Genomic DNA, 26,774 nt, shown 5'->3' on the forward strand with positions numbered 1-26,774 from the left:
GATTTCCCGGAGTTATCCCAGTCTTATGGGCAGGTTACCCACGTGTTACTCACCCGTCCGCCGCTAACTTCATAAGAGCAAGTTCTTAATCCATTCGCTCGACTTGCATGTATTAGGCACGCCGCCAGCGTTCATCCTGAGCCAGGATCAAACTCTCCAATAAAGTTAGTTTGTCTAGCATCTAAAAATAAAAATTGACGTTTCACGTTGTTTGTTTCGTTCAGTTTTCAAAGAACTTGTCCGCCGCTTCAGAAGCGACTTCATCATATTAACATCTTCATTTTTCGATGTCAACTATGTTTTTTAATTTCTTTTTATCGTTTTCTGCGTTTCCGCATCAGCGACGTTTATTAATATACCATCATGGTTTTTAAATAACAAGTGTTTTTTATAAAAAAAACACAAAAAATTATCTAGCCTACTTTCTTCTATAGAAAGAACCATTATCCTTTCTACTGAAAACATTCATTTTGCTTGTAGACAACTTACTATACACTATCATCAACCAGACAGTATTCCACATAAATTCCTAATCCTTAGCCCTCTTCCTTTTAAATTTTACAATAACCATAACTCTACTCAAGAAGGACAAAGAACCATTTAAATGTAGAGTAACAAAAAACGAGTCCACTATACTAGAGCAAAACTTTAATTAATGCTTCTCTTCAACAATCAGGAATTTCACTTGCATAAATAACGAATTTCCCTTCAAAATATTAACTTAAGATTATTGTTAGAATTTTTTTACATTTAATTAATGAAAAATATCCATTTTTTGTTATATAGTAAGAGAGTGCCCACACAACTATAAATAAACCAATGGAGGAATTATCTTATGGATAGGTTAACAAAGTTTTCATTAAAAAACCGAGCCGCTATTATCATCATGGTTTTTCTCATTTCCATACTCGGCGTTTATTCCGGATCTAAATTACCTATGGAGTTTTTACCAAGCATCGATAACCCCGCAATAACTGTTACGACATTGTCTCAAGGGCTCGATGCTGAAACGATGACCAAAGACGTGACTGATCCTCTCGAAAAACAATTTCGTAATTTAGAACATATCGATGGCATCACTTCTTCTACACATGAAGGGTTATCACGCATCGACATCGCATATACATCCAAGGCAAATATGAAAGACGCGGCACGCGAAGTCGAGAAAGCAATTAATACAATTAAATTACCTAAAGATGTAACTAAGCCTGTAGTTAGTCAATTAAATACTTCTATGATTCCACTCGCTCAAATCACCATCCAGAAGCAAAACGGATTTTCAAAAGCTGACGAAAAACAAATCGAGAAAGAAATCGTACCACAACTCGAAAGCATTGATGGTGTTGCCAATGTTATGTTTTTCGGAAAATCAACTTCCGAATTATCCATCGCACTTGATCCTAACCAACTAAAAGATAAAAACGTAACATCACAGCAAGTATTAACAGTTTTACAGGGAAAAGAAACTTCCACTCCAGCCGGAGCAATTACCGTTAATAAGGAAGAATACAATCTTCGTGTCATCGGGGATATAAAAAATGTAAATGACATAAAAAACATCTCCGTTACACCTCAAGTAAAATTACAAGATGTCGCTCAAATTGAACTAAAACAACATTACGATACAATCTCACACATAAACGGAGAAGAAGGAACAGGATTAGTCATCATGAAAGAGCCGAGTAAAAACGCGGTTGCAATTGGAAAAGAGATTGATAAAAAGATTAAAGATATAAGTAAGGAATATAAAGATCAATATTCTATTAAACTCTTAGCTTCAACTCATGAGCAAGTTGAAAATGCTGTTACTAGTATGGGAAAAGAAGTAATCCTTGGGGCCATTGCCGCAACTCTCATTATCTTAATCTTTTTACGTAGCTTTCGAACAACAATCATCGCTGTCGTCAGTATCCCATTATCTATCCTATTAACACTATTTTTACTCCACCAATCTAACATCACACTTAACATTTTAACTCTAGGTGGCTTAGCCGTTGCAGTTGGACGTCTCGTCGATGATAGTATCGTTGTCATCGAGAATATTTTCCGTCGTTTACAAAAAGAATCTTTCTCTAAAGATATTATTCTCGATGCAACAAAAGAGGTCGCCGTCGCAATTACCTCTTCTACTTTAACAACAGTCGCCGTTTTTTTACCTATCGGTCTCGTATCGGGAGTAATCGGAAAGCTAATGTTACCTATGGTGTTAGCAGTTGTGTATTCTATACTTTCTTCCTTAGTTGTGGCATTAACAGTCGTTCCACTTATGGCTTTTTTACTGCTCAAAAAAACAAAACGTCGCAATTCACATTCTTCACCGCGATATGTCGCTACATTAAAGTGGGCTCTTTCTCATAAGTTTATCATTCTACTCACTTCTTTTTTATTATTTGCAGGATCAATTGCAGCCTACATACTACTTCCGAAAGCGAACATAAAATCTGAGGACGATACAATGCTTTCCGTTAACATGACATTTCCAGCTGATTATGATTCTGAAGCTAAAAAACAAAAAGCCTTTGATTTCGAAAAGAAACTCCTCTCTAATTCTGATGTAACAGATGTTATTTTGCGAATGGGATCTAGCGCAGAAGATGCACAATGGGGACAGACAACTCAAAACAATCTTGCAACTATATTTGTAGTCTTTAAAAAAGGATCTGACATCGACCAATATATTAAAGAATTAAAAAAGGAACATACAGCTTTCGAACCAGCTGAACTTGATTATATAAAAACGAGTTACTCTGACTCCAGCGGCGGAAACAACTTACAATTTAATGTAACAGCTACTAACGAAACAAATTTACAAAAGGCCGCTAACATCGTCGAAACAAAACTAAAAAGCATGGACTCTCTTTCCAAAGTAAAAACAAATATAGAAGAATCTAAAAAAGAATGGCAAATTCATATCGATCAAACAAAGGCTGAGCAACTAGGTTTAACACCAGAATTAGCAGCACAACAAGTATCATTCCTTATGAAGAAATCTCCTATTGGGGAAATCTCAATCAATAATGAAAAAACAACTATTATGATAGAACACAAAAAGGCATCCATTAACAAACAAGAAGATATTTTAAACACAAACATACTATCACCTATTAACGGACCAATTCCTTTAAAAGACATTGCAACTATTTCAGAAAAACAACTTCAAACGGAAATCTTCCATAAAGATGGGAAAGAAACGATTCAAATTACTGCAGAAGCTTCAAGTGAAGATTTAAGTAAAGTAGGCACAGAAGTAAACAAAGCGATAGCTGACTTAGATTTACCTAACGGGGCAAAAGTAAATATCGCAGGTGCTACTGAATCTATGCAAGAGAACTTCGCTGATTTATTTAAAATTATGGGGATTGCAATCGGGATTGTATATTTAATTATGGTTATCACATTCGGGCAGGCGCGCGCTCCTTTTGCAATTTTATTCTCCTTGCCATTAGCTGCTGTCGGAGGCATTTTAGGATTAATCATTTCCAGAACACCAGTTGATGTAAATTCCTTGATTGGCGCATTAATGTTAATCGGAATTGTCGTTACAAATGCTATTGTATTAATAGAAAGAGTCCAACAAAATCGAGAAAACGGTATGGAAACAAGAGAAGCACTATTAGAAGCCGGCTCCACTCGATTACGCCCAATTATTATGACAGCCATAACAACAATCGTCGCTATGCTACCACTTCTATTCGGCCAATCTCAAGCGGGCAGCATGGTATCAAAAAGTCTAGCTGTCGTTGTAATTGGCGGCTTAGCCGTTTCAACCGTTCTTACATTAGTAGTTGTTCCTGTTATGTATGAACTATTAGATAAAATCGGGAGAAAAAGACGCTCCCGCAGAAAAATAAGTACTTCAACAGAAACACCTGATATTTAAACCAAAAGGCGTTATCTTCATAATTGAAGATAACGCCTTTTGTATTCCTCTACCTATCCATAAAGTGAAACTTTAATCAGTGGGGTTTTGTCCACCCCCCACTGATTATTAGCCCGCAACAATCGGGCGTTTACTGCCAGTTCAGCTCCCGTCTAGCTTCTTTGCTCCAGTTGAATTTTGAGGTGGGAGTTTTACCGCCCACAAATAGCGGGATAAATATAATCCATCACTTTTTTACCATACTTCTTTAGTGGTTCTCCAGAATCCACAATAAGATATTCCCCATGTAAAGGCCTTTTACTGCCCGCCAGGCATTTTTGAAATGCTACCTCTGATTCTACTTTTGTAATTTGACTTATCTTACGTTCACGCGTTTGTAACCTACGATTAATTTCTTCTATATTATTAAGATAACATTCAATATATTTATATGTAGCACCATGTTTCTGACATAAATCTATTCCTTTTTTAACCATCCCTTCGTAGAGACACGGACTATCTAATATCACACTGTGCTCTTGCTCCAACAAAAAATCGATCAGTTCCCACTCAATATCATAGGAGATCTTCCCAACCACTGTTGATTCTACACCTTTTTCCTTTAATGATTTTAATAAAGCTGATTTCACGACGTCATGATCTACAATAACAGCACCTGTTAATTTAGCGATATACTTAGAAAGTGTCGATTTCCCAGATCCAGGAAACCCCGACATTTGCAGAAAAAACACTTTCAAATCCCTCCCTATTTTCATCCGAATTTCTATATATCAAGTTACCTATTCGGTCACTCTTCTTCTTTTCCTGCCAACAACAAAATGACCATAAAAAACTCCCTGTTTTATAAACAGAGAGTTTTCATCTTCGACCTATGCCGCTTTTACCTTCTTCGTCGTTTTACTTTTTCTTTTCGTTCCTGTAAAACGTTTGTGTAATATAGACGCTACCAAGCGTGAAATAACATTGAATAGTAATACCATAATAATTAATACAGCTGCAGATTTTGTCGCAATCAACTTCGCATCCGGAATTACTCCTTCAGAATTTAGCTTCCAAATGTGAACCGCTAATGTTTCGGCTGGTCTAAATGGATTTAAAGGATGCGAAGGACTTGAGAAGTCTGCTGCTGAATTTAAAATCGGAGATGTTAAACCCGCCGTGTAAATCAATGCTGCCGCTTCCCCGAATATACGACCCGCCGCTAAAATAATACCTGTAATAATTTGCGGTAATGATGACGGGATAATAATACGAGCGATCGTTTGCCACTTCGTTGCACCTAATCCAAGACTTGCCTCTTTTACATTATGAGGAACTTCTGAAATCGCATTTTCACAAACACGTGTTAAACCCGGTAAGTTTAAAATCGTTAAAGCAAGGGCACCACCCATTACTGTGTATCCCCATCCCGTCATTGTAACGAACACTAACAAACCGAACAAACCAACAACAATAGAAGGTAAAGACGCCATCGTCTCAATACATAAGCGAACAAAACTTAAAAAACGACCTTGTCTTGCATACTCCGCTAAATATATTCCAGCACCTAACCCAAGAGGAATTGATATAACAAGTGTTATAACAAGCATGTAGAAGGAGTTGAATAACTGCGGACCAATTCCACCACCAGCTCTTGTATTACTTGGTTCTCCGAATAAGAAACTAGGATCCCAAAATCCCCATCCCTTTTGCAGAATTTCAAACACTAAGAACACTAGCAAAGCTACAACTAAAGCCGCAACTGCATAAAAGATACCTGTCCAAACTTTATTTACCGTTCTTGCATTCATTATTATCGCTCACCTCTTTGCCCAATCGCTCGAATTACTAAAATAAACAGGAATGAAATAACAAGTAAAATCATCGCTAAAGTCCATAACGCATTGTTCCAAGCTGTTCCGTTCAATGTATTCGTCATATCCATTGTCAGAATACCCGTTAACGTTGCTGTCGGACTATATATTCCTTCTGGTAATTTAATCGTGTTCCCGATTACCATTTGAACCGCTAATGCTTCACCAAAAGCACGCGCTAAACCTAAAACTATACCTGTTAAAATCCCTTGTTTTGCAGCTGGAACAATCACTCGGCTAATCGCTTGCCATTTCGTTGATCCTAAACCGTAAGAAGCTTCCAAGTAATCAAATGGAACAGAGCGAATTGCATCAGAAGCGATACTAGCAATAGTAGGTAAAATCATAATACTTAGCACAATAATACCTGCAATTAAACTAAAACCTACTCCCCCAAACGAATCACGTAATAGCGGCACTAAAATCGTAACCCCTAATAATCCGTATACAACCGAAGGAATACCAACTAATAATTCTAAAACCGGCTTCAATCCTTTATTTCCAAACTTCGGCGAAATTAAATTCATGAATATAGCAAGAGCTATAGCAATTGGCGCACTAATAATAACCGCACCTAACGAAACCACTGTTGAACCTACAATAAAAATCAAAGCCCCAAAGGTTCCTTCGTCAGCATTTGGATTCCATTTTGTCGATGTTAACATCTCAGTAAACGAGATACCACTTTGTGTAAAAGATTGAATACCTTTACCGCAAATAAACGCAATAATAGCTAATGTAATTAAAACAATAAAAATACCACAAAACGTAACAAGCGATCTTCCTATATATTCACTTTTTACGTAATTAATTTGTTTTTTCCCCTTCATCACAGGTCAGACCCCACTTCATAGATTGAAATGAACAGGACTGGCCTTGCAGCCAGCCCCATAAAATTTTATTACTTATTTAATTTAGACATTGGGATGTAACCCATATCTTCTACTTGCTTTTCAAAATCCTTACCTTTTACATAGTCAATGTAAGCTTTCGTTGCTTCTTTTGCCTCACCTTTTGTTACCATGTACTCGTAAGACCAGAATGGATATTTACCAGACGAAATGTTTTCAACTTTCGGTTCAGCACCATCAATTTTCACTGTTTGTAGTGCCCCTTTTTTATCGCCAACCATGTAAGACATTGCTAAATAACTTACTGAGCCTGGCGTAGAATTGATTGCTTGCTCTACTGCACCGTTAGAATCTTGTGTTGTACCAGTTCCATCATTAATTTTCGCGTCTTTCATAACTGTCTTTTCAAATGTAGCACGTGTACCAGATGAAGCTGGACGGTTAATTACGTTGATTTTTTCATCTTTCCCGCCTACCTCTTTCCAGTTTGTTACTTTTCCAGTGAAGATATCTTGTACTTGTTGTACTGTTAAGTTATCAACTTTTACATCTTTATTTACGACAAGCGCGAATGCAATACCCGCAACCTTGTTATCTACTAATTCTTTCGCTTTTTCAGCATCTTTTATTTTATCTGAAGCCGGAACATCGGAATTACCAATTTGTACTGCACCCGATGCTACTTGGTTAATCCCAGTTCCACTACCGCCACCTTGAACTTGAATAGAAACCTTTGAATTTTTCTCCATGAATTTCTTTCCAGCTTCCTCCGCAAGAGGTAGAAGAGCCGTAGAACCAGCCGCTGCAATCGTACCTGATAATTCTTGTTTTGCATCGCTACCTTTAGCAGCTTCCTTATTATCCGTACTTTCTGCTTTTCCACATCCAACTAATGCACCTGCAACAACTAAAGCCGCTAAAGAAAATTTAATACCCTTTTTCATAACCATGTCTTGTACCCCCATTTGGATTATCACTTTTCGAATTCATCTTCTTTCGAACACAAATTCATTGTAGGACAACAATATTATGTGAGTGTTAAGCAATTTTTAAGTTTAAGTAAATAGGGGTAACATCCCGCAAAAGCTAGACACTCCAACATTTATAGTTGAAAAACCCAACAAAATCCACACTAAACATGCATTATTGTAAATTTAATCTTAACAATGTAAATCTAATGTAAATATTTTTCTGCATTTTCCCCTTTAGATTAAAACTACATTTACAATCACCCTATATTTTTAAGTTTTTACACCCTTACTTTATTTACATTGAGAAGAATTTCAGTAATTTTTTTCGGTACAACTAAATAAATTGGAACAATTCTAAAAATAATTGAATATTTTTAAAGTACTAATTGACAGCATCATCCAATGTGGTCTACTATATTACTAACAAAAAGTTTACCTAAGGAAACTTTTTAAACTTAAACTAACAATATAGAGATGAGGTAACTTTTATGGTATCGGCTAATATAAAACCACTTTCTGAATTTAAAACAGGAGAGTTTGTACAAATTGAGAAGATACAATTAGAAGGAACTATGAAACGACGTTTATTAGACTTAGGATTTGTCCCTGGGGCAACGATTAAAGTATTACAACGCAGTCCACTTGGAGATCCGGTCGCTTATCAAGTAAGCAACACAACTATTGCACTACGCAAGGAAGAAAGTTCCCTTATTTTCGGGGTATTAATAGGAGATGATTTCAGATGAGCAAACATCGCATTGCTTTAGCTGGCAACCCGAATACCGGGAAAAGTACATTATTTAATACTTTAACAGGCTTAAAACAACATACTGGAAACTGGACGGGAAAAACTGTTTTAAAAGCTGAAGGGGAATATGAACATAACGGAAGTAAATATACATTAATAGATTTACCTGGAACTTACTCACTATATTCAAATTCTGCGGATGAAGAAGTAGCAAGAGATTATATTATATTTGAAAAACCAGAAGTAACTGTAGTTGTTATAGATGCAACTGCTATGGAGAGGAATTTAAATTTAGCACTCCAAGTGATGGAAATGACGAACAACGTAGTCGTTTGCATTAACTTAATTGATGAAGCTGAGAAAAAAGGCATCGTTATTGATGAAAAGAAATTAGCAAAATCGCTCGGTGTACCTGTAGTTAAGATTTCTGCTCGTAACCGAGTAGGTATTGGGCATTTGCTAAATGTCATCGCTAAAGTAGCAAATAAAAAATTAATTCCAACACCAATTAAAATTTCTTACAGTGAAAAAATCGAAAATATGATTCAGGAATTAGAACCGCAAATTTATAAAGTGTTCGGTGATACGTATCCAGCACGTTGGATTGCGTTACGTATATTAGATGGAGATAAAAATTTCTTAACTACACTTCAAAAACACCATAATGAACCACTTGTAAGGGAGGTCGTAATTAATGGAATCTCACTCAGCCAGTAAGGCTCTTCCTTTAGACTATATTATTCAACATGCACAAGCACTCTCAAAAGAAGATATACGAGATGATATTGTCGGAGATATTTATCGAACATCTGCAAGCATATGTAAAGAGTCTGTTCAATATACAAATACTGATAAATTGTACCGTTCTGAAAAACTAGATAAAATTTTCACATCTCCCATCTGGGGATTCCCAATTATGCTCGGTATTTTATCAATCATTTTTTATCTTACAATCGCAGGCGCTAACGTACCATCTGATATGATTGCTGAGTTCTTCGGATGGGCAGAAGGATATTTAACATCTTGGTTCCAAGCAATGCATGCACCTGAATGGTTACATGGCATTTTAATACTTGGTTTATTCCGCGGTATCGGTGCTGTTATTAGCGTTATGTTACCACCTATGGCAATCTTTTTCCCTATGTTCGCGCTATTAGAAAACTACGGATACTTACCACGTGTCGCATTTAATATGGACCGATTATTTAAAAGATCTGGCGCACACGGTAAACAGTCTTTAACAATGGCAATGGGATTTGGTTGTAATGCAGCTGCCATTATGTCAACACGTATTATTGAATCACCACGTGAACGTATGCTTGCAATCTTAACGAACAACTTCGTTCCTTGTAACGGTCGCTGGCCTATGTTAATTTTAATGGCTTCATTATTTATGGCTGCTGGTTATACAGGTAGTATGCAAACTTTAGTTACTGCTGGCGTTGTAGTTGGAATGGTTGTAATTGGTGTTATTATGACATTAACTGTTTCTTGGGTACTATCAAAAACAGCTTTAAAAGGTGTGCCAACTCACTACACTCTTGAGTTACCACCGTACCGTAAGCCAAAAGTTTGGAATACAATTGTACGTGCAACACTCGATAAATCAATTTATGTATTAAAACGAGCTATCGTTGTAGCTGCCCCTGCGGCTGCATTAACTTGGTTACTTGCTAATATTTTCATCGGTGACACAAGCTTACTTATGTATTTTGTAAACTTCCTAGATCCGTTCGCTAAAATGTTAGGACTTGATGGATTTATTTTAGCTGCATTCATTCTTGGACTACCAGCGAATGAAATTGTTATCCCGATTTTATTAATGTCTTACTTATCAACCGGAGCTTTAACTGAAATAGATGATTTTAACCAAATTAAAAATCTATTCTTAGAAAATGGTTGGACTTGGTTAACAGCGTTAAACACAATGTTGTTCTCACTTCTTCATTTCCCATGCGGAACAACACTGGTTAACATATATAAAGAAACAAAAAGTGCAAAATGGACATTCTTATCGTTTGCAATCCCTACCGTTATCGCAATTATTGTTACATTCCTCTCTACACAATTGGTACATTGGTTAGGACTTTTATAAAAAACAAAGCATACATAGAAGGTATCCCCCTTCACATATGCTTTGCGCGAAAGAAACCTGAAAATCATTCAGGTTTCTTTTTTTCTTTCCACGGCTGCGCTCCATACGTTGTAATTTTTTTATGAATAAAATATATAGTCCCCGGAAGAACCGCCATTAATATCGTGCAACTAATTCCTAAGCCAGTAAACAACTTCCATCACCTTATTTCACTCTTTTCGGTAAGGCTGAACCTGAATGCTCAATTGTCGGATGAACATGAACAGTAACCTCCGCATTACTAAAGTAATTTTCACCTTGATCCCAATTCTTATCTATCTTCTTCCATTCTTTATAATTATGCCGCTTATATACTTCCCCTAACTCCAATACATCTACCTTATATTTTTTTTGAACAAGTTTAATCGATTTTTGGATGCGCTTCTCCATTTCCTCCGCAATGTTTTTCTTTAATCGATTTTCGTTCATAATTTGTTTATGATCACTAAAATGCAACTCAGCTAAAGTCCCGTCCAAATATAAATGAATATCAAACTTCGGTTTTGTAGCATTTTTCGTAGCTACTTTAATCTTTCGGTGCATCTTATGAATTTCATATGTAATAAGCTGACTCTTTTTACGTATAGTAAAAAAACCTCCAATTTTTTTACCTATTATATAATTCATTCCTAATGTTTCTTCCCCACTCAAAATACCTACACACTTATTATCCTTCCCGCGAAACAACGCTGCCCCGTTCATTTGTACCCCTTGTTTTGTTAGTTCGAGAATAGGTAATACGAAACTTCGGTTAGAAATCATCTTTTCCTGTACTTCACCAATTCTTGCAGCCTCAATCATTTGAGCATTTTTCGGAGGATGTTCAGCTAACATATCAATATACTGCGCCGGTAAGTTCTCAGGCTTGGCACTCTGCTTTAAAATAGCTTCTGCATTTTTCTTAGAAACGAACAAACGAATATTTCTTCTCATCTCATGATCGCGAATATATACATCTAACGTATTTTGTAAAACATATGGATTCGCTAGTAAATCTTTAGAAAAAATTATCACTTGTATATGCGGAAAGAATAATGAGCGACTAATTTTTTTAGCAATAATTCGTATTTGCTCAAAGACACTATCTGCTTTCGCACTAACATTAATATAATTTTCACTATCTCCACCGCCTTGGCCACCTTGTCGCGCTAACTTACTGGGAAGTACCATCTGATACGTCCCTTTCATAATTGGATTTGATTTCTTTGCCTTCACAATATCGTAAGCTGCACCTACTACAAATCCTCTTTCTTCTATTTCTTCTAGCTCAGAGCACCCACTTATAGATCCAACTAAAACCATAACCATAATAATATTAAGAAGGTGTTTCATTTCTACCATTCCTTCTTTTTATTTTATATACAATAAAAACTAACAAAGGCGCTAGCACGACAAACCCCATATCTATCCAAGCTAAATAAGTCCCATAACTTGACAATCCCTTCAAATTACTAGGTATCATATTCACCATAAAAATAATCGGGGCACTTACAAAAATGAAAATATGTTTCTTCACTTTCGGAAACATAGCGCAAAATAATAAAGATGCGACGTCATAATACATTGCTGTAGTGTTATAAATAGTAATAATCCAAGTAGTAAAAAAAATGGCATCAAATCTTTCTAAAAAACCTCCACCAATTTCTATTTCTTTGCCTAATTCAATTGTAGGATATGTCAATCCACGGGTTGTCATATACGTAAAAACGCTAATACAAGTTACATAAATTAAAATGTATGACAGCACATTTACCATCACTGCTTTTGCAACTGCCATTGGCGCTTTTTTCGCTGTCTTATCGTTCAACAACACAGCATAAAACAGAGCTACCTCAAATCCGATAAATGTGAAAATAGAATTTTTAACTCCTACAGCATATTGACTTACGTTCGTTTGAAAAGCCGGTAGTAAATTGTTTATTTCCATTAAGTTCACATTCAATAAAGAAAGAAGCACTATCGCAATTAAAACAATTGGTAAGAATAGAACATTTAATCTTAATAAAGCTGCTCTCGATCCTGCTATTCCATAAATAACAACTAATAAGAAGAAGAAAGACAATAGCTGCACTGGTGTATCACTAAATAAATATGTTTGTGAAATAACCGCAATCATTCGCGATTCATATGCTGTCAAAGCTGCAAACGTTAATACTAAAATGCTACTAATTGTGTATGCAACAGGCTTCGTCAAATGCGCACTTGTATATTGAACAAAGTTTTGTTTTGGGAATAAAATAGCTACCCTCGTTACAAACCAACCTAAAACCGCACATATCACTCCACCCAAAAGCAAAATAATCCAACCGTCGGAAAATAAAGTTTGCATAGCAATATCTCGAGGCATAGATAATGCACCTATACCGATAATTGTTGACGATACCGCAAAACCAAGTTCCCGAGACCCAATTTCTTCATCCCCATATTCAAATGGCTTCAATTACTCTCGCTCCTTTGGATGTAGTGTAGAGTCTTTCGTTTGTAAATATTCTGGTCTCTCTTTTAACATTGATTTTGGTAGGCGAACCAATTCTTCTTCCCAATCTTTATAAAAAGCAGGAGCAATAGGTGTTGTATACGGTACCCCAACACTCTTTAAATTTGTAATATGGACCGCAAGTGCAATAAGAGCTAAAATAATCCCGTACAATCCAAAAGCAGTCGCGGCTAATACAAAAACGAAAAGTAAAATCCTAAACGTAATCGTAATGCTATATACAGGAAGTGAAAATGTAGCAATTGCGGTAACCGCAATAATAATTACTAAAAACGGATTTACAATCCCCGCATTTACTGCCGCTTCTCCAATTACAAGACCACCTACGATGCCAATTGTTTGTCCCATCGGTTTCGGAAGCCTAATCCCGGCTTCTCGTATTAATTCCATCGTTAATGCCATCATTAACGTTTCTATATAAGCAGGAAACGGCACCCCTTCTCTCGCTCCCGCAATGGAATAAGCTAGTTTAGATGGAATAAGCCCTTGATGATACGATACAAGCGCTACGTACATGGCAGGTAATAAAACTGCAGCGATACCTGATCCCATACGTAAAACTCTTAGTAACGTTCCAATTATCCAACGCTCATAATGATCTTCTACAGATTGAAAAATATCAACAAACACTAGTGGAGCTATAAGAGCAAATGGTGATCCATCTACTAAAATGGCCGCTTTCCCTTTCGCCAATGCAGCCACTATATTATCTGGTCTTTCTGTATTTAAAAACTGTGGAAACGGCGACAAATTATTATCTTGAATTAATTGCTCAATCGTTCCTGTCTCAAAAATGACATCTGTCACTATTGATTGAAGACGCCGATTTAGCTCGTTTACGATGTAAGGGTTAATAATATCCTCTATATATACTAGGGTTACTTCTTTCTGCGATCGCTTCCCCATAATATAAGAGTGAAACCGTAACTTCGGATCACGTAAACCACGGCGAATTAACATTTTATTCACATTAATATCTTCATTTAACCCAACCCTCGGTCCACGTATTAAATCTTCTGTCACTGGCGGTTCTAAACTTCTTTTTTCCCAAGCTCTACTATTAATTACGATAGCGGTTTGAACATTATCAATTAATATAACTGTATCTCCTGCTAAAACCGCATTTATAATATCTGGAAAAGTCGTCTTCTTACCGACTTCTGCAATAGAAATAAAACGATCCAATAATGTCTGAACCACAGCTGCTTCATTTGGTATTTCTTCATATTGAAGTGTACGAACTACATATTTATAAACATTATCCTTATCTGTCAATCCACATAAAAAAACAACCGCACAACGTGTAAAACTACCAGCAAGAGCAACTTCTCTAATTGTTAAATCATTAGGTGAACCTAACTCATTTCTAATTTCCTTCATAACTTCAAACAAGTTACCTTTTAGCTCTAACAATTTCCCCACCTAACTTCCTTTTTAACAAGTTTTTAGTTAGATTCCGCTAATAGAAGAAAATATATACAAAAAAGAGCTATCTCTTTTCGAAGATAGCTCTAACATACGAATTACTTTTCTACTATTATATTGTCGGTCTTTACAGATACATTTCTTGTGAATCCACTAACTACAAACATCACAATAATGTTAACTAACAACGCGACTATACCTACATTTAAATCTTTCATATACTGCGGGACACCCCGGAACATTGTAGCTATAGTAGAACCAGATAAGGTGATATATGCGACGATTAACAACCCAATTCCCATCCCCGCAATCGCACCTTGTTTCGTAATAATTTGACGAGGAAACAAACTACATACAAGCGCAGGGAAAAGTTGCGTAACTATACTGTATCCCATTAAAAGAAGAGCCCCTATCGTTTCTCCCCCTTTAAATGTAAACAATACTGCAACAAGCGTTACAACAGGTACAAATAACTTAGCTACTTTTGCAACTTGTCTATCTGAAGCAGATGGCACCATTGTTCGGTAAATATTTTTTGCTAACAACGTAGATGCCGCCATAACAAGCATGGAACCCGGAACTAATGCCGTTAACACTCCTGCACTACCAATAATACCAATAAACCATGGATCAAACGTTTGAAGAGCCAGACGGAATAACGAAAGATCTACATCCGCTCCCTTTAACCCTGGAACTTGCAATATAGCAGCAAACCCTGCAAAGAATACGAAAAGCAACACTAAAGAATAAAGAGGCATAATCGCCGCATTTTTCCTAAATACTTTTTCATTTTTTGCAGAGAAAGCCGAAGCGAATGTATGGGGCCACATATAGAAACCAAGAGCCGTTAATATAATAGTAGAAACAAACCAAGAAATACTCATTCCTTCTTCAGGTAAAGATAAAAAACCTGGTTTCGCTGCTTCTACAGCTTCGAACATCGGCTGAAATCCTCCATAATAATGGTACGGTAAATATATACCTAAAAACATAACGATAAATAGTATCATAATATCCTTCAAAGCAGCTGTCCAAGCCGATCCATGTATACCTGAAACCATTACATATATAGTTATAACAATAGCACCAATCCATACTGCAATAACTGGTGATACTCTTCCATAAGATGCTTCCGAAACGATGATCCCTAATCCCTTTAGCTGTAAAACGAGATATGGGATGATAGAAATTACACCAATAATTGAAACAATTATCCCAAGCGTCTTACTGCTATATTTTTTCGCAAAAAAATCGGACTGCGAAACGAGGTTGTGCTCTTTTGCATATTTCCAAATTGGAGGCAATAAGAAATACGATAAAATATAAGCTAATGCACCATACCCTAAAATATAAAAAGTAGGAGCTCCTTTACTATACGCCCAGCCACTTCCTCCTAAAAATGTGAATGTCGTATAAATTTCGCCTGCCATAAGGAGAAAAACGAAAATAGTTCCAAACCCTCTTCCTCCAACTGACCATTGCTCTAAATTCATATCTTTTCCACGTTGTGCTCGAATCCCTAAAAATAGTGCTAAAAATAAGAATAAAATAATGATAAGTAATGCTGTCATTTCACATCCCCCTTATTAGCAGGATCGAACACGTACACAAGCCCCATACAAAGAGACGTAATGAGCACTGATAATAATACCCAAAATAATAGAAAGGGCATCCCAAGTACGTAAGGAGTGACCGAATTTGCAAATACTGGTCCAATCACTAGACAAAAAACTGGAATAAGTGCTAGCACGTGTATTTTCTTCATCTCATTCTCCTTTACTTATAAAATTCATAATGGATGATACAAAGACTTCCATTCCAATTGGTAATGCATCTTCGTCAATTGTAAAACGAGGATGGTGATGCGGATATATAATTCCCTTCTCTTCATTGCCTGCCCCTATAAAAAAGAACGTCCCTGGTGCCTTTTGTAAAAATGCCGAAAAATCTTCTCCTGCCATCGTTGGTTGTAAACGAACAACTCCTTCTCTTCCATACAGCTGTAATGCCGTATGTTCAATAAGCTCTGTAACTTCATAATCGTTCACAACTGGGCGATATCCATACTCATAAGAAAATGTATACTTAGCACCATAAGATTCTGTAATATGTTTGACAATCCGTTCAAGCTTCTCCTTTGTTTCCTCTCTTAATTCATGCCTTAAACTTCTCACTGTCCCCTCAATCTCCGCTTGTTCCGGGATAACATTATGGGTTGTCCCAGAATGAAATTGCGTAACAGATACTACGAGAGAATCTAACGGGTTCGTGAGGCGAGATACAATTTGCTGGATTTGCGAAACAACTTGTGCACCAATGGCGATACTATCAACTGTTTCGTGCGGAATTCCAGCATGCCCACCTTTTCCCTCTATCGTAATTTTAAAAACGTCCGGTGCCGCCATCGCAGGACCATAAATTACACCTATTTTCCCAACCTCTAATGACGCCCACAGATGAGCACCAATAATGTAATCCACACCTTCCATCACTCCCGCTGCGACCATTTCTTCTGCACCACCCGGAAAGTTTTCTTCTGCATGTTGAAATAAAAAGCGAATCTCTCCTTTAACTTTCTCTCTTTCCTCTACTAACTTATGTACTACACCAAGCAATATTGCCATGTGACCATCGTGACCACACGCATGCATTACACCTGGATATGTAGAAATAAAATCAAATTTATTTTCTTCATGAATAGGAAGAGCATCCATATCAGCACGAACCGCGATGGTTTTACCAGGCCGCTTACCAATTAACCTTGCCATTACACTATATTTAGTAGGTCGCGAAACTTCTAAATACGGGATTTTCCGAAGTATGTCGAATACAAATTGAGATGTTTTTTCCTCTTGAAAAGATAACTCTGGATACTTATGAAAATGCCTTCTCCACTCAATCAACTGATTCTTTAATAAAACACGTTCCTTTGCGACATCCATTTCTCTTCTCCCCTTCTTCACCAAGTTAAATGTTATTATAGCGTGAATCTTTAACTTTTAAAAGAATCTTCAGAATTTTCTATATTATAAACTTAAAAATAAAAAGCCATCCAAAAGATGACTTTTTCATTATTACAAAATAGTAATCGCTTGTTTTCCCATTTGCTCCCAAGCTTTCTCAAATTCTGCTCGCGGAACAGCCAAACGTGGATTGTTTTTAAGAGGGTCATTTACATATACAAAGTTTTGATCATATCCAATTACTACTGCACTATGTTCATAATATGTAATTTTCACTTCGCCAGAGCTTGTATTCCATGTTTCAAAACTACTTTCAGCTAGTGGTTTAAACGTTGTATTAATAATGACCCATACTGGAGAACCAGAACTAATTACTTTATATATATCTTGCATATCTCTACCTGTTAAATTAATTACTTTTTCAGGAACATACTTTTCTGCTAAATTAAAAATCGGTTGATTATATACACCGTATCCCGGCTCAGCTTTCGTATAAATATTTCCAACGAATCCCTCATAAGGATTTCCATGCAAACCATTTTGTTTAAATGGGACGCGATGAATTTCACTAGCAAGTTGCATCTTATCTACTTGTATACCTTTGTATTGTAGCAACATAGCCAAACTTGTAACTTCACATCCACGAGGTAATTCTGGTAACTGCTTTATAAACGGAACATTTTCAATCATAGCCGCTTCTTTCATTTCAGATAAAAATTCTAAACGGAACACTTGCACCTTTTGCATAATTTTATCTTTCCCTATAAAAAACGCGGCAGCAAATATAATTCCAAAAACAAAAAGATATTTTAACTTTTTCATTTTAAACAAAACTCCATTAATTATTATTTTACAGACATACCTCTTATCATTGTACCTTTCTTCTTACTAGTTTGCTAGAAAGATTCTGTGAATTATTATTCATAGATATCATTTTAAAATTCTAATTATTTTTAATAAAAAGAAAAAACAATATACTTTTTCAGAATTTTTTGCTAAAATAAAAATCATTAACCTGGTGAAGGAATTAAATTTCTTTCACTAGGTTAATAAACATTCTAAGGTATTTAGTCATAGTTATCTTTTACATACTCAGTTCACAACAAAATAAGCCGAGTATGTTTTTCATCCCCCACTAATGATTAAAAGCCCAGAATGAAATCAAGTTAACACATACAAGAAAATATGGGGTGAGGGGCATATGAACCAACAAGTAGAACAAACAGATTTAAAACGAACAATGAAAAGTAGACACCTATTCATGATCGCACTTGGTGGAGTCATTGGAACGGGATTATTTATGGGTTCTGGACAAATCGTCCATAATGCAGGACCAGGCGGAGCTATTCTCGCATTTTTAGTCGGTGGTTTCGTTATGTATTTAACTATGTTATGTCTTGGCGAATTATCAGTAGCTATGCCAGAAGCGGGTTCCTTCCAAAGTTACGCAAGCAAATTTATTTCACCTGGTTTTGGATTTGTTGTCGGTTGGATGTATTGGTTAAATTGGGCTGTTACAGTTGGAGTAGAGTTAACAACTGTTAGCATTTTAATGAAACGGTGGTTTCCAGACGTTTCTTCTTGGATTTGGTGTGTTACTTTTGCAGTAGTACTCTTTCTTGTGAACGCTTTATCAGCAAAGGCATATGCAGAAGCTGAATTTTGGTTCGCTAGCGTAAAAGTGGCAACGATTGTTATCTTTATCGTTCTTGGAGGAGCGGTTATGTTTGGTCTCCTCGATTTTAATGGAAAGCCAGCTCCAATGCTTCACAATTTCACTGAAAATGGCGGTCTATTTCCAAACGGTGCATTAGCTGTTCTTCTTACGATGATTACAGTTAATTACTCATTCCAAGGAACAGAGCTTATCGGAATTGCTTCAGGAGAAAGTGAAAATCCTGAAAAAACAATTCCAAAAGCAATCAAAAATACAATTTGGCGTACTCTATTCTTTTTCGTCTTAGCAATTTCAGTTGTTGTCGGCTTACTCCCATGGCAAGAGGCTAATCTAGTTGAAAGTCCATTTGTACTTGTATTTGATGTGGCTGGTATCCCTTATGCAGCGGACATTATGAACTTTGTTATTATTACAGCTGTATTATCCGTAGCTAACTCTGGTCTATACGCAAATTCTCGTATGCTTTGGGCGATGGCAAAACAAGGAATGGCTAGTCCAGCTTTTACGAAGTTAACTAAAAGAGGTGTACCACTAAATGCGTTAATTTTCAGTCTGATTTTCGCAAGCCTTTCTTTATTAACAAGTATATTTGCAGCAGATACTGTCTTTTTAATTTTAACTTCTATTGCAGCAATGGCTGCTGTTGTTGTTTGGATGTCGATTGCAGCTTCACAGTTTTTCTTCCGTAGAAATTTCGTGAAAAACGGCGGCGACATAAATGATTTAAAATACCGTACACCACTTTATCCAATAGTTCCAATCGTAGCTTTCTCACTCAATTTCATTACATTTGTTAGTTTAGCTTTCATTCCAGATCAGAGAATTGCTCTTTATTGTGGGATTCCATTTATGATTATTTGTTACATTTTATACCAAGTGAAATATAAAAAAGCTGTCACATTTGAACAGAAAAAAAATATAACTCAGGGAATAAACTAAATATACAAAATATTCAGCTATCTTTCTTATAATAAGATAGCTTTTTTCTATTTCTTGGATATCTTGGTATAACTTTATTTATCTTAAAATTTCCACAATCATGTTTTTCTCTGGAAAATAGTTTACAATGTTATCAAGTTACAAATGATATTCACCTTAAAAAGTGTGCATTTGTGTCTATTTTTTAACAATATGACAAAAACTATTGCCTTCTATAAATTAATAGGTTTATATTGTTTTATTGGCATAGTTTCAATCCAAGGAGAAAGGAGATTTTCAATCGTGCAACTAAAGAAAACGTTTTGGAAGTTGGCTTCACTTCTTCCGTTATCATTACTTCTGTTCCTCGGTGGCTGTGATAAAAAACTCGCAGTATTAAATCCGCAAGGACCTGTTGCAAAAGCACAGTATGATTTAATTGTTTGGTCATTCTTGCTTATGTCATTAATTATCGCAATTGTATTCATTTTGTTTACAGTCATCTTGATTCGTTATCGTGAAAAACCAGAGAATATGGACTATGAGCCACCTGATCAACACGGTAACACATTATTAGAAATCATTTGGACGATTATTCCTGTTATTATCGTTATCGCATTATCGATTCCAACAGTTAAAGCAACTTATGCTTCGGAAGAGGTTCCGCAAGAGTCCAAACATATTAAACCAGTTGAAATTTATGTTACATCTGCAAACTGGAAATGGTTATTTAGTTACCCGGAGGAAAAAATTGAAACCGTTAACTATTTAAACATCCCAGCTGGTGTACCAATTCAATTTAAGCTTACTTCTGTAGGTCCAATGAATGCTTTCTGGGTACCAGAACTTGGTGGTATGAAGTATACAATGGATGGCATGATCATGGACTTATATTTACAAGCTGACAAACCAGGTTCTTACCTAGGTCGTAGCTCGAACTTCTCAGGTGAAGGATTTACTCACATGGAATTCGAAGTTGAAGCAAAAACAAAAGAAAAGTATGACAAGTGGGTAAAAGAAGTACAACAAACTGCTCCTAAACTAACAGAAGATAAGTACAACGAAATTGTTAAACCTGGTGTAGTTGGTCGTATGACATTCTCTAGCCACCACTTAAGTTATGTAGATCCAAAATCACTTGAATATTGTGATTACAACTACTACAAAAACAAAAAATAATAGCTATTATTCCAACAGATTGGAGTGAACACAGTGAAGCTTGATGAATTTTTTGTCACAGGTGACCCGATTATTTACGGAGCTGACGCATCTATCGTTCTTGTGACATTAGCGATTCTTTTCGTACTAACAAAGTACAAAAAATGGAGATGGCTTTGGGATGAATGGTTAACAACTGTTGACCATAAAAAAATAGGGGCCATGTATATTATTTCTGCCGTTATAATGTTATTCCGTGGTGGTATGGATGGTTTAATGATTCGTGCCCAGTTAACATTCCCAGATACAACATATTTAAACGCTGAACACTATAACGGAATCTTTACAACACATGGTACAGTAATGATTCTTTTCATGGCAATGCCATTCGTTATGGGATTAATGAACCTTGTAGTACCATTACAAATTGGTGCTCGTGACGTTGCATATCCGTTCTTAAACGCTTTAAGTTTCTGGTTATTCTTTATCGGAGCAATGTTATTCAACATCGCTTTCGTAATCGGTGGTTCTCCAGACGCTGGGTGGACTTCTTACTTCCCAATGGCGGGTACAGAGTTTTCTCCTGGTGTAGGAAATAACTTCTATGCAATCGCCTTACAGATTTCAGGTCTTGGTACGTTAATGACAGGTATTAACTTCCTAGTTACGATCTTAAAAATGCGTACACCTGGTATGAAATTAATGAAAATGCCAATGTTTACTTGGTCAATCTTAATTACAACAATTATCATTATTTTCGCTTTCCCAGTATTAACAGTTGCTCTTGCATTAATGACATTTGACCGTCTATTCGATGCTCACTTCTTTACGATGGCGAGCGGCGGTATGCCAATGTTGTGGGCCAACCTATTCTGGGTATGGGGTCACCCTGAAGTATATATCGTTATTTTACCGGCATTCGGTATTTTCTCTGAAATCATTAGTACATTCTCACGTAAACGTCTATTCGGTTACAGTGCGATGGTATACTCGATGGTTGCAATTTCTTTACTAAGTTTCGTCGTATGGCTTCACCACTTCTTCACGATGGGTGCAGGTCCAGCGGTTAACTCATTCTTCTCGATCTCGACAATGGCGATTTCGATTCCAACCGGGGTTAAGATCTTTAACTGGTTGTTTACACTGTATAAAGGACGTATTCGTTTTACAGTTCCAATGCTTTGGTCATTGGCATTTATTCCAAACTTCGTAGTTGGTGGAGTTACAGGGGTTATGCTCGGAATGGCAGCAGCTGATTATCAATACCATAACAGCTACTTCCTAGTCGCTCACTTCCACTACGTATTAATTGCGGGTACAGTATTCGCTATGCTTGCTGGATTCACATTCTGGTATCCAAAAATGACAGGTCATATGCTAAATGAACGTCTAGGTAAATGGACATTCTGGATCTTTATGAGCGGATTTAACATCTGTTTCTTCCCAATGTACTTCTTAGGATTAGACGGTATGACTCGTCGTATGTATACTTACTCTGAAAGCCTTGGATGGGGTTGGTTGAACCAAATCGCATCTGTCGGCGCAGTAATGATGGGTATCGGATTCGTACTTCTTTGTTACAACGTAATTTGGAGTGCACGTCATGGTGAACGTGACGTTACTGGAGATCCATGGGACGGCCGTACACTTGAATGGGCAACTCAATCTCCTGTACAACATTACAACTTCGCGAAACTTCCTGAAATTAAAGAAGCTGATGCTTTCTGGTACATGAAACAACGCGGAGAAACAGTTACACCAGCTGCAGAAGACATCAAACCAATTCACATGCCAAGTAATTCTGGTGTGCCTATTATTGCGTCTGGATTCTTCGGTCTTGCAGGTTTTGCATTAGTATTTAGCTGGTTCTGGCTTGCAGCAATCGGTGGAGTTGGTATTTTAGCTTGCTTAATCTATCGTTCATTCGATTATGACGATGGTTACTATGTAAGTGTTGATGAAATTAAAGAAACAGAATATATAGCATGAGAGGTGAAATGACATGGCGGCTTTAGATAAAAGCTTACCTTTGGAATATCAATCCGAGCAAAGCAGATTGAATATCCTAGGATTCTGGATTTTTCTTGGGGCTGAAATTATGCTGTTCGCAACACTTTTCGCCTCTTATCTAGTCCTTGCTGGTCGTACGGCAGATGGCCCAACACCAGCGCAACTGTTTGAAGTTAAAACACTTTTAATTCAAACGCTATTACTTTTAACAAGTAGTTTCACATGTGGTATCGCAATTCACGAAATGCGTAAACACAACCAAAAAGCAATGCTTGGATGGTTCATCTTTACATTACTTTTAGGTGCAGGTTTCCTATTCTTCGAGATCGAAGAGTTCATTATGTACGTTGGTGAAGGCGCAACAATTCAAACAAGTGCTTTCTTATCTGGATTCTTCGTTCTTCTTGGAACGCACGGAGCCCACGTAACAGGTGGTATCATTTGGGCAACTTGTGTTATTATCCAAATTTTAAAACGAGGTTTGACACCAGTTACAGCTCGTAAAGTATTCATTATCAGCTTATACTGGCATTTCCTTGATCTTGTTTGGGTCTTTATTTACACACTAGTTTACTTGAACGGGATGGTGGCGTAAATGGCTCAAAATAACAATCAAGCAAACGGGCATGCCCATAGCGGATTCCCATGGTCACACGTTTTCGGATTTATTTTATCGCTTGCACTAACGTTTCTAGCGTTATACGTGGCACTTTACACAAGCCTGCCTCTTTCAACGATATTAACAACTATCATCATAATGGCAGTTGCGCAAGCATTATTACAATTAATTATGTTCATGCACTTAAAAGAAGGAGAAGGAAGAATTCAAGTTCTTACAATGATATACAGTTTCTTCGTTGCAGCAGCAACAGTTGGTCTTACTGTATGGATTTTCTTCTCAATGTAATTTGCATGAAAAAGACTGCTGAGGAATCTCAGCAGTCTTTTTTTATCCTCTCCCCCTATTACATCCACATTACGGAATTAACAACAGAATCATGAAAAATATACTTATTATGACAAATGTTGAGAAAACTCTTTCTTTATGAAATCGAATCCATATGCGTTGCTTTTCTACCTATTATATGGCTAAATAGGTACTATATTTATTTGAAGGGAGAGAACGCAATGGAACATCATACTTCTGTTCTATCACTTATGGTTGTCGTTGCAATCGCGTTTTCGTTCCCCTTTTGTTACAACGCTTTAAATTAAAAGCACTTCCTGTCGTTGTTGCAGAAATTATCGCAGGAATCTTTGTAGGTAAAAGTGGATTTAACATCATTGAGCCAGATATGTGGCTTCAAGTCTTATCGACACTAGGATTTATCTTCCTAATGTTTTTAAGTGGTTTAGAAATTGACTTTTCTATCTTTAAACAAAAAGGGAAAAAGAATACAACAAACGAACCGAACACATTCCAAGCAGCAAGCATTATCTTCTTATTTATTTTCATTTTATCTTATGCCCTATCGTTACTATTCGTATGGCTAGGATTCGTAGACAATGCAATGTTCATGACTTTAATTATTTCAACTATTTCCTTAGGTGTTGTCGTACCAACATTAAAAGAAAACAACTTAGGAAAAACCGCAATCGGGCAAATCATTTTATTAGTTGCTGTTATTGCCGACTTAGTTACAATGATTTTACTCGCTGTATTCGTCGGATTAAATTCTGAAAGCGGCCAAAGCATGTGGCTTCTACTTCTTCTATTCGGCGCCGGTATTGTAATTTACTTGGTCGCAAGACGCTTTAAAAATATTCCATACCTAGAAAGCTTAAAAGCCGGTAGTGTACAAATTGATACACGAGCTGTTTTTGCACTCATCTTAATATTAGTTGGATTGTCTGAATCTGTTGGGGCAGAAAACATTTTGGGTGCCTTCTTGGCAGGTGTACTCGTATCTCTATTATCACCAAATGACGATATGGTTGAGAAACTCGATTCCATCGGATATGGTTTCTTCATCCCTATTTTCTTCGTAATGGTTGGTGTAAATTTAGAAGTATGGTCTATTTTTAAAGAGCCTTCTAGTATGCTAATGATCCCAATTCTAATTGTGGGACTCTTTATTTCAAAACTGTTACCGTCACTCGTTTTACGAAAATGGTACCCACGCAATATCGTACTCGGAAGTGCTATTTTGTTAACATCAACACTTTCTTTAGTTATTGCGGCTGCACAAATCGGTGAAAAGCTAGGCATCATTAGCCCAAGTTTATCAGCATCCCTTATTTTAAGCGCAGTTATTACTTGTATTTTTGCACCTATATTATTTAAAAAAAATGTTCCCAAAAGTAGAAACACCAAAACCAAAAGTTTCTATTATTGGTGCGAGCAGAATTACCCTTCCGTTATCACTTGATTTAAAACGAGAAGATTATGACGTAACACTGTATATGATACGCCAAAATAAAATAAATGATGAGGAAGCGAAATCACATGACTTCCCTATCGTGAAATTAGACGACATCACAATCGCATCATTAACTGAACAAACAGCATTTAATGCAGACCGTCTTGTTGTTGCAACAAGTGATGATGAACAAAACTTATTATTAGCAGAACACGCAAAAGAACTAGGTGTTGAACATGTTATTGCAAGTGTAGAAGATCCGCTTCTACAAGAGAAAGCAACACAAGAACATATCGCCGTATTCTCAACAATTAACTCTACACGTATTCTATTACGTGCACTTATTGATAAACCAAGTCTTGTTCGCTTAATTACAACAGCAAATGAAACAGTTCGTGAAGTCGAACTACGCAGCAATAAATATAATGGTGTTGCACTACGCCGCCTTCCGTTTTTAGGCGACGTACTCGTCATTCAAATTTACCGTGGTAATAAAGCATTAATACCGCATGGTGATACGAGACTACAACACGGTGATACATTGCTTGTCACAGGTTCAAAAGAACATATCGATACACTGAAAAGCATTTTTTTCCATTTCATATGGTAAAATGTTACTATCATATATTATGAGGATGGATCACATTATGTCTATTGTAACTTTAGCTCTCTTATTATTAGCGGAAATACTAGTTGCCATTATTCTCATCGGTGTTAGCATTGAAATTTGTAGTTACGGATGGAAAAAATCGAATGGAATAAAATACTCTTGCCTCTTACTTGCACTCCTTCTCGGCACTGCTAGCATACTAGGACTTCTCATTGCACCCGCATATTTCTTCTTACAACTTATAGAAAAGGGCCTATAAGAAAGGATGATATTATGATTACAGTGAAACATATTGATGCATCTGAAACATACTTATTACGCAAAAAAATTTTACGTCCTGATCAGTCATTAAAAAATTGTAAATACCTTTCCGACTACGAAATAGACTCCTTTCACTTAGGTGCGTTTCTAAACGATAAACTTATTAGTATCGCTTCCTTTTCAAAAGAACTATACCCAGACTTACAAACTGGTATCCATTATCGCCTACGAGGAATGGCAACATTACCTAACTTCCGAAACCAGCGTGCTGGCACTTCCTTAATCCGTAAAGCTGAACAAATCCTCCAAGAACGTGGTGCAAGCACTTTATGGTGTAATGGCCGAATCACTGTAACAGACTATTACAAACGATTAGGTTTCCATGAGCATGGTGAAATCTTTGAAATTGAACCGATTGGCCTTCATAAAGTACTGTATAAAAGGATATAAGAAAAGC

Annotated in this window: 23 protein-coding genes, 1 rRNA gene and 1 pseudogene; 12 read left to right on the forward strand and 13 right to left on the reverse strand. The window is 36.6% G+C overall.

Going from position 1 to position 26,774, the window contains the following annotated elements:
* Nucleotides 1-163: ribosomal RNA gene (locus CDB3_RS20605) — 16S ribosomal RNA — on the reverse strand; the annotation flags it as partial.
* Nucleotides 164-835: 672 nt separating this feature from the next.
* Between CDB3_RS20605 and CDB3_RS20610 the strand changes: the two genes are divergently transcribed.
* Nucleotides 836-3,880 (forward strand): efflux RND transporter permease subunit, encoded by a 3,045-nt coding sequence (locus tag CDB3_RS20610; protein ID WP_128855774.1) that lies wholly within the window; start codon nucleotides 836-838, stop codon nucleotides 3,878-3,880.
* A 191-nt stretch (nucleotides 3,881-4,071) separates the two neighbouring features.
* Here the strand turns inward: CDB3_RS20610 and CDB3_RS20615 are convergent, their stop codons facing one another.
* The 4 genes from CDB3_RS20615 to CDB3_RS20630 all read right to left on the reverse strand — a co-directional run bounded on the left by CDB3_RS20615 (nucleotide 4,072) and on the right by CDB3_RS20630 (nucleotide 7,534).
* Complete coding sequence (locus tag CDB3_RS20615) at nucleotides 4,072-4,611, reverse strand: P-loop nucleotide/nucleoside kinase family protein (protein WP_128855775.1); 540 nt, start codon at nucleotides 4,609-4,611, stop codon at nucleotides 4,072-4,074.
* A 138-nt stretch (nucleotides 4,612-4,749) separates the two neighbouring features.
* Nucleotides 4,750-5,670 (reverse strand): phosphate ABC transporter permease PstA, encoded by a 921-nt coding sequence (gene pstA, locus CDB3_RS20620; RefSeq protein ID WP_128855776.1) that lies wholly within the window; start codon nucleotides 5,668-5,670, stop codon nucleotides 4,750-4,752.
* A gap of 2 nt (nucleotides 5,671-5,672) precedes the next feature.
* Nucleotides 5,673-6,563, reverse strand: coding sequence for a phosphate ABC transporter permease subunit PstC (pstC, locus tag CDB3_RS20625; protein ID WP_128855850.1), 891 nt, complete (start codon nucleotides 6,561-6,563; stop codon nucleotides 5,673-5,675).
* Nucleotides 6,564-6,634: 71 nt separating this feature from the next.
* The gene (locus CDB3_RS20630; protein ID WP_128855777.1) at nucleotides 6,635-7,534 is read right to left on the reverse strand and encodes a phosphate ABC transporter substrate-binding protein PstS family protein; all 900 of its coding nucleotides are present in this window, start codon (nucleotides 7,532-7,534) and stop codon (nucleotides 6,635-6,637) included.
* A gap of 509 nt (nucleotides 7,535-8,043) precedes the next feature.
* Between CDB3_RS20630 and CDB3_RS20635 the strand changes: the two genes are divergently transcribed.
* Genes CDB3_RS20635 through CDB3_RS20645 form a run of 3 tightly spaced genes read left to right on the forward strand, consistent with a single transcriptional unit; the run spans nucleotide 8,044 to nucleotide 10,398 of the window.
* Entirely contained in the window at nucleotides 8,044-8,301 is a 258-nt protein-coding gene (locus tag CDB3_RS20635; protein ID WP_128855778.1) for a FeoA family protein, read from the forward strand.
* On the forward strand, nucleotides 8,298-9,020 hold the full coding sequence (locus tag CDB3_RS20640) for a FeoB small GTPase domain-containing protein (RefSeq protein ID WP_128855779.1): 723 nt from the start codon (nucleotides 8,298-8,300) through the stop codon (nucleotides 9,018-9,020). The genes CDB3_RS20635 and CDB3_RS20640 overlap by 4 nt, the downstream gene beginning before the upstream one ends.
* The gene (locus tag CDB3_RS20645) at nucleotides 8,998-10,398 is read left to right on the forward strand and encodes a nucleoside recognition domain-containing protein (protein ID WP_128855780.1); all 1,401 of its coding nucleotides are present in this window, start codon (nucleotides 8,998-9,000) and stop codon (nucleotides 10,396-10,398) included. The genes CDB3_RS20640 and CDB3_RS20645 overlap by 23 nt, the downstream gene beginning before the upstream one ends.
* A gap of 64 nt (nucleotides 10,399-10,462) precedes the next feature.
* Here the strand turns inward: CDB3_RS20645 and CDB3_RS32500 are convergent, their stop codons facing one another.
* From CDB3_RS32500 to CDB3_RS20680, 8 genes are all read right to left on the reverse strand, one after another.
* Nucleotides 10,463-10,591 (reverse strand): hypothetical protein, encoded by a 129-nt coding sequence (locus tag CDB3_RS32500; RefSeq protein WP_097832907.1) that lies wholly within the window; start codon nucleotides 10,589-10,591, stop codon nucleotides 10,463-10,465.
* Nucleotides 10,592-10,602: 11 nt separating this feature from the next.
* A complete protein-coding gene (locus CDB3_RS20650; RefSeq protein ID WP_128855781.1) occupies nucleotides 10,603-11,769 on the reverse strand; it encodes a Ger(x)C family spore germination protein in 1,167 nt (388 codons plus the stop codon).
* On the reverse strand, nucleotides 11,753-12,877 hold the full coding sequence (gerLB, locus tag CDB3_RS20655; RefSeq protein WP_128855782.1) for a spore germination protein GerLB: 1,125 nt from the start codon (nucleotides 12,875-12,877) through the stop codon (nucleotides 11,753-11,755). Before gerLB ends, CDB3_RS20650 begins: the two co-directional genes overlap by 17 nt.
* Nucleotides 12,878-14,356 carry a spore germination protein gene (locus tag CDB3_RS20660; RefSeq protein WP_128855783.1) on the reverse strand — a complete coding sequence of 493 codons (1,479 nt, stop codon included), beginning with the start codon at nucleotides 14,354-14,356 and terminating at the stop codon, nucleotides 12,878-12,880. It lies immediately after the preceding gene.
* Nucleotides 14,357-14,457: 101 nt separating this feature from the next.
* The gene (locus CDB3_RS20665; protein ID WP_128855784.1) at nucleotides 14,458-15,930 is read right to left on the reverse strand and encodes a sodium:solute symporter family protein; all 1,473 of its coding nucleotides are present in this window, start codon (nucleotides 15,928-15,930) and stop codon (nucleotides 14,458-14,460) included.
* On the reverse strand, nucleotides 15,927-16,124 hold the full coding sequence (locus tag CDB3_RS20670; RefSeq protein WP_087983279.1) for a DUF3311 domain-containing protein: 198 nt from the start codon (nucleotides 16,122-16,124) through the stop codon (nucleotides 15,927-15,929). The genes CDB3_RS20665 and CDB3_RS20670 overlap by 4 nt, the downstream gene beginning before the upstream one ends.
* A 1-nt stretch (nucleotide 16,125) precedes the next feature.
* A complete protein-coding gene (locus tag CDB3_RS20675) occupies nucleotides 16,126-17,301 on the reverse strand; it encodes an amidohydrolase (RefSeq protein WP_128855785.1) in 1,176 nt (391 codons plus the stop codon).
* A 132-nt stretch (nucleotides 17,302-17,433) separates the two neighbouring features.
* Nucleotides 17,434-18,144 (reverse strand): C39 family peptidase, encoded by a 711-nt coding sequence (locus CDB3_RS20680; RefSeq protein ID WP_128855786.1) that lies wholly within the window; start codon nucleotides 18,142-18,144, stop codon nucleotides 17,434-17,436.
* 379 nt (nucleotides 18,145-18,523) lie between these two features.
* Between CDB3_RS20680 and CDB3_RS20685 the strand changes: the two genes are divergently transcribed.
* The 8 genes and pseudogenes from CDB3_RS20685 (at nucleotide 18,524) to CDB3_RS20720 (ending at nucleotide 26,767) form a co-directional block, all read left to right on the forward strand.
* Nucleotides 18,524-19,939 (forward strand): amino acid permease, encoded by a 1,416-nt coding sequence (locus tag CDB3_RS20685; RefSeq protein WP_071735679.1) that lies wholly within the window; start codon nucleotides 18,524-18,526, stop codon nucleotides 19,937-19,939.
* Between the two features lie 282 nt (nucleotides 19,940-20,221).
* Nucleotides 20,222-21,097 (forward strand): cytochrome aa3 quinol oxidase subunit II, encoded by an 876-nt coding sequence (locus tag CDB3_RS20690; RefSeq protein ID WP_071743721.1) that lies wholly within the window; start codon nucleotides 20,222-20,224, stop codon nucleotides 21,095-21,097.
* A 33-nt stretch (nucleotides 21,098-21,130) separates the two neighbouring features.
* Nucleotides 21,131-23,065, forward strand: a complete 1,935-nt coding sequence (gene qoxB, locus CDB3_RS20695; RefSeq protein WP_128855787.1) for a cytochrome aa3 quinol oxidase subunit I — start codon at nucleotides 21,131-21,133, stop codon at nucleotides 23,063-23,065.
* A 13-nt stretch (nucleotides 23,066-23,078) separates the two neighbouring features.
* Nucleotides 23,079-23,681: a cytochrome aa3 quinol oxidase subunit III gene (qoxC, locus tag CDB3_RS20700; RefSeq protein ID WP_002174913.1), complete on the forward strand. Its 603-nt coding sequence runs from the start codon at nucleotides 23,079-23,081 to the stop codon at nucleotides 23,679-23,681.
* The gene (gene qoxD / locus CDB3_RS20705) at nucleotides 23,682-23,993 is read left to right on the forward strand and encodes a cytochrome aa3 quinol oxidase subunit IV (RefSeq protein WP_071743723.1); all 312 of its coding nucleotides are present in this window, start codon (nucleotides 23,682-23,684) and stop codon (nucleotides 23,991-23,993) included.
* A 221-nt stretch (nucleotides 23,994-24,214) separates the two neighbouring features.
* Nucleotides 24,215-26,056, forward strand: a pseudogene (locus CDB3_RS20710) (monovalent cation:proton antiporter family protein).
* A gap of 1 nt (nucleotide 26,057) precedes the next feature.
* Nucleotides 26,058-26,315: a DUF4022 family protein gene (locus CDB3_RS20715; RefSeq protein WP_128855788.1), complete on the forward strand. Its 258-nt coding sequence runs from the start codon at nucleotides 26,058-26,060 to the stop codon at nucleotides 26,313-26,315.
* A 14-nt stretch (nucleotides 26,316-26,329) separates the two neighbouring features.
* Nucleotides 26,330-26,767, forward strand: coding sequence for a GNAT family N-acetyltransferase (locus tag CDB3_RS20720; protein ID WP_128855789.1), 438 nt, complete (start codon nucleotides 26,330-26,332; stop codon nucleotides 26,765-26,767).
* Nucleotides 26,768-26,774: the final 7 nt, after the last annotated feature.

This window comes from Bacillus sp. CDB3 (genome assembly GCF_002081505.1).
GTDB classification, from domain to species: Bacteria; Bacillota; Bacilli; order Bacillales; family Bacillaceae_G; genus Bacillus_A; species Bacillus_A cereus_AT.